The organism is Pseudomonas sp. PDM18 (assembly GCF_014852585.1).
In the GTDB taxonomy this organism is placed as follows: Bacteria; Pseudomonadota; Gammaproteobacteria; order Pseudomonadales; family Pseudomonadaceae; genus Pseudomonas.
Map to the genome: position 1 here is coordinate 312,190 of NZ_JACVBX010000007.1, position 12,059 is coordinate 324,248.

At 59.2% G+C, this 12,059-nt stretch carries 10 protein-coding genes; 9 read left to right on the forward strand and 1 reads right to left on the reverse strand.

The features are described from left to right. Nucleotides 1–20: 20 nt before the first annotated feature. From IB274_RS16840 to IB274_RS16880, 9 genes are all read left to right on the forward strand, one after another. Nucleotides 21–2,729, forward strand: coding sequence for a type VI secretion system Vgr family protein (locus IB274_RS16840; protein ID WP_192433044.1), 2,709 nt, complete (start codon nucleotides 21–23; stop codon nucleotides 2,727–2,729). Beyond that, the gene (locus tag IB274_RS16845) at nucleotides 2,726–4,567 is read left to right on the forward strand and encodes a phospholipase D-like domain-containing protein (protein ID WP_192433045.1); all 1,842 of its coding nucleotides are present in this window, start codon (nucleotides 2,726–2,728) and stop codon (nucleotides 4,565–4,567) included. Before IB274_RS16840 ends, IB274_RS16845 begins: the two co-directional genes overlap by 4 nt. Further along, the gene (locus IB274_RS16850) at nucleotides 4,567–5,847 is read left to right on the forward strand and encodes a sel1 repeat family protein (protein ID WP_192433046.1); all 1,281 of its coding nucleotides are present in this window, start codon (nucleotides 4,567–4,569) and stop codon (nucleotides 5,845–5,847) included. The genes IB274_RS16845 and IB274_RS16850 overlap by 1 nt, the downstream gene beginning before the upstream one ends. Beyond that, entirely contained in the window at nucleotides 5,840–7,090 is a 1,251-nt protein-coding gene (locus IB274_RS16855; protein WP_318652885.1) for a sel1 repeat family protein, read from the forward strand. Before IB274_RS16850 ends, IB274_RS16855 begins: the two co-directional genes overlap by 8 nt. A 360-nt stretch (nucleotides 7,091–7,450) precedes the next feature. Beyond that, entirely contained in the window at nucleotides 7,451–7,864 is a 414-nt protein-coding gene (locus IB274_RS16860; protein WP_225614890.1) for a DUF2388 domain-containing protein, read from the forward strand. A 744-nt stretch (nucleotides 7,865–8,608) separates the two neighbouring features. After that, entirely contained in the window at nucleotides 8,609–9,652 is a 1,044-nt protein-coding gene (locus IB274_RS16865; RefSeq protein WP_192433047.1) for an AraC family transcriptional regulator, read from the forward strand. A gap of 90 nt (nucleotides 9,653–9,742) precedes the next feature. Then, a complete protein-coding gene (locus IB274_RS16870; RefSeq protein WP_192433048.1) occupies nucleotides 9,743–10,195 on the forward strand; it encodes a universal stress protein in 453 nt (150 codons plus the stop codon). Nucleotides 10,196–10,354: 159 nt separating this feature from the next. Then, nucleotides 10,355–10,606: a hypothetical protein gene (locus IB274_RS16875; protein WP_192433049.1), complete on the forward strand. Its 252-nt coding sequence runs from the start codon at nucleotides 10,355–10,357 to the stop codon at nucleotides 10,604–10,606. A 148-nt stretch (nucleotides 10,607–10,754) separates the two neighbouring features. Next, nucleotides 10,755–11,357: a hypothetical protein gene (locus IB274_RS16880; protein WP_192433050.1), complete on the forward strand. Its 603-nt coding sequence runs from the start codon at nucleotides 10,755–10,757 to the stop codon at nucleotides 11,355–11,357. Nucleotides 11,358–11,780: 423 nt separating this feature from the next. On the opposite strand, the gene IB274_RS16885 is transcribed toward IB274_RS16880, so the two are convergent. Continuing rightward, the coding region (locus tag IB274_RS16885; RefSeq protein ID WP_192433051.1) for a transposase at nucleotides 11,781–12,059 on the reverse strand (279 nt) is incomplete at its 5' end.

Consider the following 12,059-nt stretch of genomic DNA (forward strand, 5'->3'; position numbering starts at 1 on the left):
CTCTGGAACGGACGCCTGCCATGCTCATCAACGCTGCTCACCTGTTCTTCGATCATAGTCGCCATAGCCTCAAGGTCAGGGGCGTTGAAACGCCACTCCATGTGCTGGCCTTCACCGGCGATGAAGCGCTCAGCCAGCCGTTCACCTACCGCATCGAATTCACCAGCACCAGCCGCGACCTTCCTGCCGATGCCTTCCTCCGAAAGGACGCCAGCTTCAGCCTGCGCGCGCCGCCGGAGCAGTCGGGCATACCCGGCTACACGCCGCCAGTCGCTCCGCCACTGCGCACGCTGTACGGCACGATTACCCACTTCGCCCTGCTGTCCGTATCGCGGGACGAAGCCCGCTACGAAGTAACCCTTGCCCCGCGCCTGAAGCTGCTGGACCGAGCTCGGCAGTACCGCATTTACCAGAACCAGAGCGTTCCGGAGATCGTCGAGCAGGTGCTGCGGCGCAATGAGTTTGAAGGGCAGGACTTCCTCTTCGAACTGACCCGCGACTACCCGCAGCGCGAACAGGTGATGCAATACGGCGAGGACGATCTTGTGTTCATCCAGCGCCTGCTGGCCGAGGTCGGCATCTGGTACCGCTTTAGCATGGATGAGCGGCTGCGCATCGATGTGCTGGAGTTCCATGACGACCAGCGCCACTACCTGCCGGCGCCGCCCTTGCCACTACGCCCGCTGTCCTCACTGGAATCCAGCGGCCAGGACGCCGTGTGGGGGCTGCAAAGCAGCCACGAGGCCGTCGTGCAGCAGGTCAGCAACCGCGCTTACCAATACCGCGATGCAGGCGCGCAACTGGACGCCAATGTCGACGTCCTCAACTCGCTGAAAACCTCCTACGGCGAGGCTTACCACTACGGCGAACCGCATCAGAAACTTGGTGACGCCTACGCCCGTGACGAAGACCTGGAAAGCGAAAGCGGTTACTTCTATGCGCGACTCGCCCACGAGCGCTACCTCAACGCACGCACCCGCCTGATCGGCAGCGCCAGTAGCGCCGTCCTGCTTCCCGGCCAGGTGTTGAAGCTCGACGGAGTCGACAAGAGCTTCGCAGCGGGCGCGACGATTGTCCGCCTTCGTAGCCGCGCCGCCCGCGACCGCAGCTTCGAAGTGCAATTCGAGGCGATTCCCTACGACGAGCAGGTCTGCTTCCGCCCCGAAGTGCCCGCCAAGCCGGTGATCGCCGGCAGCATCCCGGCCCGCGTCACCAGTCCTGAGCCCAACGATCTGTACGGCCATATCGACATGGAAGGCCGCTACAAATGCCACTTCCTGTTCGACCGCGACACATGGCCGGCTGGGCGCGAGAGTATGTGGCTGCGCCTGGCGCGTCCCTACGCCGGCGACACCTACGGCCTGCACCTGCCACTGATCCAGGGCACCGAAGTACGCATCGCCTTCGAGAACGGCGACCCCGACCGGCCTTACATCGCCCACGCCATCCATGACTCGCAGCACCCCGACCACGTCACGCTGAAGAACTACAAACGCAACGTCCTGCGTACACCGGCCAACAACAAGCTGCGCCTGGACGACTCACGCGGCCAGGAACACATCAAGCTGTCCACCGAGTACAGCGGCAAGAGCCAGCTCAACCTCGGCCACCTGGTGGACTCGCAGCGACAGAAGCGCGGCGAAGGCTTCGAGCTGCGTACCGATGGCTGGGGCTCGGTGCGAGCAGGGAAGGGCGTGTTCATCAGCGCGGACGTGCAGCCGGGCGCGCAAGGCCAGGTGCTGGCCATGCAGGAAGCCGTCGCTCGTCTCCAACAGGCCGGCGACGAAATACAGAAGCTTTCCACCGACGCCGAAACCGCGAACGCCGATCCGGCCGACTTCCTGGCGCAGATAGCGCTGATGAATGAAGAGGTCAACCAGTTGCGAGGCGCCGTCGCCCTGCTCAGCGCGCCGCAGGGCATTGCCTTCACCAGCGGCCAGCACCTGCAGCTCGCAGCCGAGCGCAACCTGATGCTCAACGCTGGCGGCAACATGGACGCCAGCGTGGTCAAGCGCCTGTTCATCGGCGTCGGTGAGGGAATGAGCTTGTTCGTGCGCAAGCTGGGCCTGAAGCTCTTCGCCAACCAGGGCGCCGTGCAAATCCAGGCGCAGAACGACCGCATGGAGCTGATCGCTCGCAAAGGCGTGGACGTCACCAGCACCGAGAACGAAATCCACATCACCGCCAAGAAACGCATCGTCATTAACGCCGGCGGCAGCTACCTGCGTATGGACCAGCACAGCATCGAATACGGCACCCAGGGCGATTACCTGATCAAGTCGGTGCATTACGCCTATCAAGGGCCGGCCAGCATGCCGGCGACCCATCCGCAGTACCCCAAACTCGATTCCGTGCAGCGGCTGCGCCTGCAAGTGCCGCAGGCGCCCAACGCGCCCCACCTCGCTTGGGCAGGCATGCCCTACACCCTCTATGCAGACGACCAAGTGCTGCAGAAGGGCGTACTGGGCACGACCGGTTACCTCGCGTTCGACCATCAGGTGGTCACCCGCAGCTACCGCCTGGTGATGAGCAATGGCGTCAGCTACCAGATTCCGATCCCGAGCGATTACAGCAACCCCGAGCAAGGACGTTTGGCTAATCAGGGGCTGCACCACAACACCTTCAAGGCCGATTCCGAGGTCAACCAACCCGCCGCCCACAACGAACTCCGCCGGCTCTATGCATCCTTGCTACAGGGAGCGAAACCGGATGAAGGAAATGCATCATGAGCCAGTGTGAAATCGTCGTCCCGATTGCCTTGCAGCACACCAACGAAGGTACCTGCACATCGCCCTGGTTCGTGCAGGACGCGGAGTACTCGCCGACCCTCGCCAGCTATGAACCGTTGATCAATGGCGAGGTTGCTTTCAAGGCTGTGTACGAAGCCATCGCAGCCGCCGAAAAATCCATCGATATCGTCTGCTGGGGCTTCCAGCCATCGATGTACTTCATTCGTGATGGCGCTCATCCTTCCATCGGTGCGCTGCTCAAGCAGAAGGCCAGCCTTGGAGTGCAGGTACGAGTACTGGGTTGGGAAATGCCGCTGAACCTTGCCGGGATGGCCGGCGAGGCGAACGTGCCGGGCAAGGCGCCCAACTTGAAACACCGGGCCGGACAAACCGCCACGGATGTGCAGCACAACTACGACGAATGGTGGTTCAAGAGCTTCAGCGCCGCCGATGACAAAGCCGCCCAGCTCGTCCACGAGAAGATTCCGGTGTTCGTCAGCCGGGGATTCAGCATCGAGGAGCGCGAGCGGATAGGCGAAGACGTCAAACGTAACGCGCCCGACAGGGATCTCAGCAAGAAGTCCCGGGCAGCCATGATGGCAGCGCCCAGCCATCATCAGAAAAGCGTTCTGGTCGATTATGAACTGCCCGGCAAGGCGGTTGGTTTCGTCATGGGGCACAACATGCTCGACGAATATTGGGACACCGATGCGCATTCCGCACATAAACGCCCTGACCCCAAGCACCCCAACCCCACTCCGGGTATCCATGACCCCGACCGTGGCCCTCGTGGTGCCTTACCCCGCCAGGACATTTCCAGCCGGGTCACCGGGCCGATTCTGGAATACCTGCATCGAAACTTTGCCGATGCCTGGAAAAAGGAAACCGGAGAGGACCTGCTGACCACACGCCAAGCCAAGGAGGTCGGCAAACAACTGCAGTGCGGCGAAGGAGGAACCCAGCTCATCGCGCAATTGCTGCGCACCCAACCACAAGTGGGCGTTCACGATATCGAAACCGCCTACCTGCAGGCGGCGAATAACGCCACGCAATTCATCTACATCGAAAACCAGTACTTTCGCTGGCCGCCACTGGCAGAGCTGATCAACAAGTCGATTGCTGCGCAGATAGTCGCGGGGCGCGACCTCGAAAAGCACGGTCCCTTGCATTTGTTCGTCACCACCAACGTCACCGATGGCGGTATCGGCATGGGCGTTCTCAATACCCAGCGCATGCTGGAATGCCTCGGCCGCGCCAACACCATTCCCGAGGTGACCAAGAAGCGTCGGGTGGATCAGGCAGAAAAAACCATGCCGGCCAAACCGCAGCCGGATGGCCCGAACGACAGGCAGGGGCGGCGTGAACTGGAAGAATGGCAGCGCGAACATGATCGACAGATCGCCGAGATCGAGAATGAAACCCTGGTCCCGCAAGACATACCGGGCCTGAAAGTTCATATCTGCTCCCTGGTCGCCCCGGATTCTCCGCCGGGTAAAGACTGGGTGCCGGTCTATATCCACTCCAAGTTGATGATCATCAATGATGTCTTCACCATCCATGGCTCGGCCAATATCAATACCCGCAGTATGCGGGTGGACAGCGAATTGAATATCGCCCATGAGTGGCATGAAGTGACGCGGCCGATGCGGCGGAAATTGTGGGAAATTCATACGGCGGGGCTAGGGGCGCAGGATGATGCGCGCGATGCATTTAAGGCTTGGGAAGACATTCTAAATGAGAACAAAGCTCGCCAAAAAGATAAGGAAAATCCGCACGCTCCCTACGCCTCAATTGTGGAGTTCCATTACGACAAATCCAGCATGAGCGATCTCGACTGATGCGCCAAATTCTTCTGTTGACCAGCCTACTATTGGCCGCCTGTAGCGCCGGTACCATTGCCCATTCGAAGAAGGATATTTCCTTGGATTCCCTTTCCCAGATCACGGCTAACCTGGCCTTTACCTGCAAGCACGAGCAATACCCCGAGCCCTCGGCGGAAAGCGATGTGCTGTTTCATTACGCCCGATGGCTGCAAAAAAACAACCAGCTAAAACAGGATAAAACGGTGGATGCGCAGAGCGAACGGCTATACCGAATCGCTGCCGAAAATGGTCATGCTAAAGCCGGTATTAATTTGCAAAATGGTGCTATGCGCAGGCAGTACAACCTCAGTGGCGACGAACAACTGCGTTTCAGCCGGCAACTGATGGATGCCGGTGTGGCAACCGGCTATTACTTTATTGGTATTTTTCTCAACCAGGGCTCGGCTGGCTTGGTGCAGGATAAAGAGAAAGCCTTGCGCTACTACCGCAAGGCAGCAGATATGGGAAGTGCTAATGCTCAATACTATGTGGGTGATAAGTTGGAACCAAGCGAGCTGGCGCCGACGATTGCAATGCAGATGTACCTCTGCGCCGCTGTTCAAGGACAAGGCGAAGCGGCTGTTATGCTAGGGATATACCGTAAAAGATATAAGCGCTACCAGGAAGCAATTGAAGCACTTCAATTGGGAGTCGCTGCTGGCAGTGAAAGCTCTGCATCATTCTTAATGAACGGTTTTAGTGACCCACAGCCAAGTAACGAGCTCTATTATCTTGGCCAACAAGAAGACCTTGAACGTGCCGATCGCTACAAAAAAATCGGTAAGATTTTAGGCAACTACTCCTACGCTAGCCCCAAAGTACCCGAAATCAACGACATCGTTCCACTGCCCCCCGCCAAGCTGCCCCCATGGGATGGCAAGCTCAAATGGCTGGAAGAGCGCAAAGCTAATATCCCGCCGCAAAAGCCCAGCGAAGCCCTGATCGAGCAACTTGCCAAAGCCAAAGGCCTCGACCCTACTACCGGTAAACCGCTGCCCGCCTCGCAAGCCTTTATCCGCGCTGAAGAATTCCATTTTTGCTACAGCGGCCGACCGTGTCCCCGCGCCGGCTACTGGCGCGTGCTCTGGCTCTCTGATCGCCGTATCGTCAAAACCGAAGTCATCCGCCAGTTCAAGGAAGGCGACATCATGCCCACCTGGGAAGTGGAGCGTTTCATCGCCCGACCCTGGCCGCTCGGAGACAAAACCACCTACACCCAGGAAGCAGTGAAATGGAGCTTCTACGGCGATGCTTAAACGCGGCCTGGCAGGGGCTATCTGTTTGACGCTGGCCAGTTGCGGTGGAGCTTCCGCCGCCCGCCCAGCGCCGCTGAATTCCCTTTTCCAGATCAAGGCCAACCTGGCGTTTACCTGTAAGCACGAACAACTCCCCGAGCCCTCGGCCGATAGCGATGTGCTGTTCAAGTACGCGCGCTGGCTGCAAAAGAATAACCAACTCAAGCAAGACAAAGCTGTGGATGCGCAGAGCGAGCGGCTATACCGCATCGCTGCCGAAAATGGTCACTCCAAGGCTAGCGTCAACCTGCAGAACGGTGCTATGCGTGGACAATACAGACTCAGTGGTGATGAGCAATTGCGTTTTAGTCAGCGGCTAATGGATACCGGTGTAGCCACTGGGTACTACTTTATTGGAATTTTCCTTAACCAGGGATCGGCTGGGTTGGTGCAGGATAAGGAAAAAGCTCTTCGTTACTATCGTAAGGCAGCTGATGAAGGGAGTGCCAATGCTCAAGCCTTTGTGGCCGATAAGCTGGTACAAAGTGATAAAGCTCCAAATATTGCGCGGCAAATGCGTCGTTGCGCTGCGGAGCAGGGACAAGGCGACGCAGCCGTTATTCTTTGTATGTACCTGCGGGACGATCACAACTTTGATGAGGCAGTAAAGTATCTTCAAATGGGGGTGGCTGCTGGCAGCGAAAATGCAGCAGGGCAGCTCTCGGATAGTTTTCGTGGTCCCAAACCGAGTAATGAAGTGGATTACCTAGGGTTAGAGGAGGATTTGGAACGTGTAAGCCGCTACGAAAAGATTTGGCGCATTCTCGCCAACTACTCTTACGCAAACCCTAAAGTCCCCGAAATCGATGAGATCGTCCCACTGCCACCTGCCAAACTGCCCGCCTGGGACGGCAAGTTGAAGTGGCTGGAAGAACGCAAAGCCAATATCCCGCCGAAAAAGCCCCGTGAAGCGCTGATCGCCGAACTGGCCAAGGCCAAGGGACTCGACCCAGTAACGGGCAAACCATTGCCCGGCTCCCAAGCCTTTATCCGCACCGACGAATTCCATTTTTTTACAGCGGCCAACTGTGCCCCCGCGCCGGCTACTGGCGCGTGCTCTGGCTCTCTGATCGCCGTATCGTCAAAACCGAAGTCATCCGCCAGTTCAAGGAAGGCGACATCATGCCCACCTGGGAAGTGGAGCGTTTCATCTCCCGACCCTGGCCGCTCGGAGACAAAACCACCTACACCCAGGAAGCAGTGAAATGGAGCTTCCACGGCGATGCTTAAGCGCGGTCTGGCGTTGACGCTGGCCAGTTGCGGCGGAACTTCCGCCGCTCGCACGGAGCCGCTGGAGTCTCTTTCCCAGATCACGGATAACGTGGCTTTTATCCGCAAGACGAGGAATATCGCTGATCCGCCTGCGGTCAGCGATTTCCCTTTCCATTACGCCCGTTGGTCAATGAATGTATAGCTTATGAAAAAAAGACGGTGCTAAGAATCTGATCTTGGAAGAAGAGTTAATTAGTGCCAATGATCCCCCTTGCTATGCCTTGTTTTTCATGTCTCAGTGACAAAGGGTTGGCAAAAGGTGCGGGTGTTTAATTCTAGTATGCGAGGTGGTATGTCAATTTTATTCATGGTTATGAATTCTTCTGTTTGCTCAAGGAAGATTAATTTGCAGGCTCTGGTTGCATTGTTTTTTGCGTTTTATCATGGGTTCTCCCTGGGGAGCCCAGGGAATTGGGATGAGAAAAGCTTAGCCACACTCTCCACTCTAGGGACTTTTTATTCACCCATAGCGTCTGTTGAATGGTCTTCACGTAAAACGTCCGATATTTCAAGTGATGACCGAAAAGTCATTCTTCTTTCTCATGATGATGCGCTTGTTTTTGTGGCTAGTGACGGTGGTTTGCGCGGCGCGCTATTGGAGCAGGCGATAAGGTTGTTGAGGAATGTTGGTATTAAGGGGTCAGATATGGAGCTGGCAGAGGCGATAATCGTCAGTGGTGATGTTGTGAGAAAATATTATTATTGAATAATCTATCTATATCTGCTCGTGTTTTTATTCTTGAAAGTTAGTGGCATGTGTCTGATTGCCTTTCTTCGGGCTTGGTGAGGTTTATAAAGTAAAGTTATTCGAAAAAATTAAAATCGCCCGATGTGTGCTCTCGTCGGGACTTTCTACTTTAGGGATTTCGCGATTAGTAGATTAATAAATTAATTGACACGCCGTTGCGCTGAATCATGAGCGGTATGTCACACTCGTTAAATTAATTCGAGCGGTATTGCATGATTTATACCCGTAAATTTTCTGCCATGGAGCGGATTCGTTACCTAACTCGCAAACCTTTATCCTCGACGACGAATTCCAGATTTACTTCAGCGATCAACCGTGTCGCACGCCAGCTACCGGCATGTGTACCAGCTCTCTGATCACCATATCGACAAGACCGAGATCATCCGCTGGTTCGAGAAAGGCGACCTCTTGAACCTCCTGGGAAACCGAGCAATTTATCGCTCCTCAGCGCAAAAGTGGGGCTGTGCGGTTGGCGCAACCGATAGGGCCGTTATTGCTGACGTTTCTTCAAGTTGAGCAGAGCACGAATAGCAGGTCGATCTGAGCAGGGCCTTGCCGTCTCATCCGCGGAGACTTCGGCGAACGCCGTGTAATATTCTGTTACTCCCGCCTTTGGCTAGCCCGCGAACACGTTATGATGCGGCCACCGCGCGCCGCCCCCATAACAAGAATCGCCGGCGCCCTCGCTCGAGAGCAGTCCCTATGCCCAGCCCCAGTATCGATGCGCAATTGGACCTGGCCCTGGTTTCGCCCTTCATGCTGCAGACGCTTGCCGAGGTCGTCAGCGACCAGGGCGTAAGCGGCGAACGCCTGTGCCGTGGCCTTGGTTTTACCGCCGAGGAGCTGCAGGACCCGGCGCAGCGCATCAGTTACCGGCAGACGGTGGCGATAATCCAGCGCGCCCTCGCGGTGCTGCCCGAACGCGGCCTGGGGCTTTGGGTCGGGCATCGCAACGTGCTTGGCACTCTTGGTCTGCTCGGCCACGTGCTGTCGCTGTGCAAGACCCTGCGCGACGCTTTCGAGGTGGGCCGGCGCTTCCAGCACACCACCGGTGGCATCGCGCTGTGCAACCTGGTGGAGGGGCCGGAGGAGAGTTTCATCGAGGTCGAATGCCGGTTGCCCTATGCCGACATCCAGGTGTTCGCCGTGGAGGAGTTCTTCGCCAGCCTGCTGGTCTACAACCGCGCATTGATCGGTCCGCAGTTCCAGCCGCTGCGGTTCGAGTTCACCCATGCCGCGCCGAGCTATGCAGCCGAGTACCGCCGCCTGCTCGGGCCGAACCTGCAGTTCGGTTGCCTGCATAACCGCGTGGCCATCGCCAGCCACTGGCTGGATGTGCAACTGCCCAGCCACCATCCCGTCGCCCTGCGCCAGGCGCTCAGCCTGCTGGAAACCGAATCCGCCCAGGTGCAGCAGAAGACCGGCCTGCTGGAAACGGTAAAGCGCGCCATCGCCCGTGACCTGGCCCAGGGCAGTCCGATCGACAAGGTTGCCAGCGAACTCAACATGAGCAGCCGCACCCTGCGCCGACGTCTGAGCGAGCACGGCAGCACTTTCGACGCGTTGCAGGACCAGGTGCGCCATGCCCGGGCCATGAGCTTGCTGAACAACCCGGACATGCCCTTCGAGCGGATTGCCGAGGCGCTCGGCTACAGTGATGTGCGCGGCTTTCGACGGGCGTTCAAGCGCTGGACCGGGCAGAGTCCGTCCGCCTGTCGCGAAGAGGCAATGGCTCCGGCACCCTGAAGGCCGCTCGGCGATTACATTGACACGGCACAAGGGCGTTCCCGGCCCGCGCAGTTAAGGTCATGTCGACACATCAACGAGGAGCACAGCATGTACGAGCACGTACTGGCCGCCGTCGACGGCAGCCCCGTTTCGTTCCGAGCCCTGGCCGAAGGCGCACGGCTGGTCCGCATGAGTGGCGGTGAGCTGCACGTCATCACCATCGTCGACCGTCCGCTGGGACATCTGCCTTATTACGCCAAGTACTATGACGCCGAGGCGCTGCAGGCCGCCGCGCTCAAGGCTGCCGACGACATCCTGAACAAGGCGCGGGAGGTGGTCGGGGAGTACGCGGTGCCGGCTACTTACCAGCGCGTCACGATGGAAACTACCGGAGAGGAAGTCGCCGACCGTATCGAGGCCGAGGCCGATGCAGTCAAGGCCGACGCCATCGTCATGGGCACCCGTAGCCGCCGTGGCGTGCACCGCCTGATGCTCGGCAGCGTGGCCGAAGGCGTGCTGCAGTCGAGCAAGCGTCCGGTGCTGCTGGTACGCGATCACTGAGTTTGCGCAGCCGGCCGCAGGGCGCTGTTTGCGCCCGTCGTTGCGGCCGGGGCTGCCTTTCGTCGAAGAGTGCGGCGAACCCTGCACCGCCCTCGGCAAGCCCGCGGGAAATCGGCTGTACTGGAGAGTCTCTATCCCTGTGCTGCAGGAGGTGACGCCATGACCCGTTCCCTGTTCGTTGCTTTGGTGGCGGCGACCTTCCTCGTCGCCTCGCTTGGTACCGCCTGGGCCACGGAGCAGGGCAACCAGCGCCGCCAGGCGCGGGATGTGCGCCAGGAAACCCGCCAGGACGCACGCCAGACCAAGCAGAATTGCCGTGCCGCCGACCAGCAGTACAACGCCCAGTGCCGGCAGGACAAGCGCCAGACCAAGCAGCAGGGGCGCGAGACAGCGCGGGACATCAAGTACTGAAAGCGCCAGAGCGCGACGTGCCGCACGGTGGATGGCCGGGCGGCTGCTACGCTCGCTGTAATCACGCAGCCATGAAAGAGCGGCATGCGGGCCCCGGTACTTGTCCGCAAACCCCGAACGCAAACACCCTGATGCAAGGAGTCGCCTGATGAGTGTGTCCCGTTGGATCTGCCTGTCCCTCGCCGCTGGCGTGCTGGTCGGCTGCCAGAGCCAGAAGAACGATGAACTGAGTTACCAGTACGACAGCACCGAGTCGGTCGCCAAAGGTGTGCCGGGCGGAGCGATGACCGAAACGGAGGAAATGCAGGCCAGCGTCACTGCCATCGACCGGAGCAAGCGGACCTTCACCCTCAAGGACGATCACGGCAACAGCCGCACCCTCCAGGCGCCGCCGGAGATGCGCAACTTCGACCAGCTCAAGGTGGGGGACAAGGTCCGTGCCATCGTCGCGCTGGAGCGCCTCGTCTTCCTGCGCGAGCCGGGCCAGGAAACCGGCAGCGGCGGCGCCGGGCTACTGGCGACAGCGCAGCCGGGCAACAAGCCGGGCATGCTCGCGGCCGACACGGTGGAGATCACCGCCATCGTCAAATCCCTCGACACCGCCAAGCGTACCGCCACCTTGCAGTTCGCCGACGGCAGCCAGCACACGGTCAAGGTCCGCCCGGACGTGGTGATGAAGCCCGAGTACGTCGGTCGCCAGCTGGTGATGCGGGTGACCTCCGCCGTCGCCGTCAGCGTTCAGCCGCAGTAGGGCGGCCGCCTGCGCCTCTCAGGGCCAGCGCTCCCGCAGGGGAACAGGGGAGCAATTGTCTTCATCTGAACGTTCGTGCCGGGCACCCTCTCCCTGAAGGGATAGGGGACTGGTTCCGTGCCGGCTGAAACCACAGTGTCAGCCGGCACGGATAGCTCCCTCGCCCTTCAGAGCGTCAGCGTTATCCGCCGTGAGGTCATCGGCGGATAAGCCGTTCCGGGTTATGCACCCTACGGTCTGGTCTTCTTTCCGGCAAGTTTGTGCCGACATTTCCCCCTCATCCCAGCTCTCGTTCAGAGGGAGCAGATAGTGCCGGCTGACGCTGTAGTTTCATCCTGCACCGAACGGTTCCCTCTCCCTCAGGGAGAGGGTTAGGGGGAGGGCAGGCCCGAGCGCAGAACTATCCGGTAGGAGCAACTGTCTTCACACGGCACCTGTCCTCCAACTGGTGCCGTCTCTCACCATCGCGTTGATCCGCACGATCAGTACGCGCATGCATGCCACTAATGCGACCTTCGGGCACCGCCCCTTGTCCCGTAGTTTTTGGTAGCGATCAGCAAACTCCTGCTGATAACGAATGACCGACCAAGTCGCCATGTAGAGGATACGTCGTATTGCACTGCGACCACCGCGGATGCGCCGCTGCCCCGACTTTTGGCCGCTGTCGCAGTTGTACGGAGCCAACCCCACCAGTGCGGCAAC

Coding starts and splice junctions, on each gene's coding strand:
- IB274_RS16860 (WP_225614890.1), top strand. CDS start 7,451: ATGTCAATTTTATTCATGGTTATGAATTCTTCTGTTTGCTCAAGGAAG.
- IB274_RS16875 (WP_192433049.1), top strand. CDS start 10,355: ATGACCCGTTCCCTGTTCGTTGCTTTGGTGGCGGCGACCTTCCTCGTC.
- IB274_RS16880 (WP_192433050.1), top strand. CDS start 10,755: ATGAGTGTGTCCCGTTGGATCTGCCTGTCCCTCGCCGCTGGCGTGCTG.
- IB274_RS16870 (WP_192433048.1), top strand. CDS start 9,743: ATGTACGAGCACGTACTGGCCGCCGTCGACGGCAGCCCCGTTTCGTTC.
- IB274_RS16845 (WP_192433045.1), top strand. CDS start 2,726: ATGAGCCAGTGTGAAATCGTCGTCCCGATTGCCTTGCAGCACACCAAC.
- IB274_RS16855 (WP_318652885.1), top strand. CDS start 5,840: ATGCTTAAACGCGGCCTGGCAGGGGCTATCTGTTTGACGCTGGCCAGT.
- IB274_RS16850 (WP_192433046.1), top strand. CDS start 4,567: ATGCGCCAAATTCTTCTGTTGACCAGCCTACTATTGGCCGCCTGTAGC.
- IB274_RS16865 (WP_192433047.1), top strand. CDS start 8,609: ATGCCCAGCCCCAGTATCGATGCGCAATTGGACCTGGCCCTGGTTTCG.
- IB274_RS16840 (WP_192433044.1), top strand. CDS start 21: ATGCTCATCAACGCTGCTCACCTGTTCTTCGATCATAGTCGCCATAGC.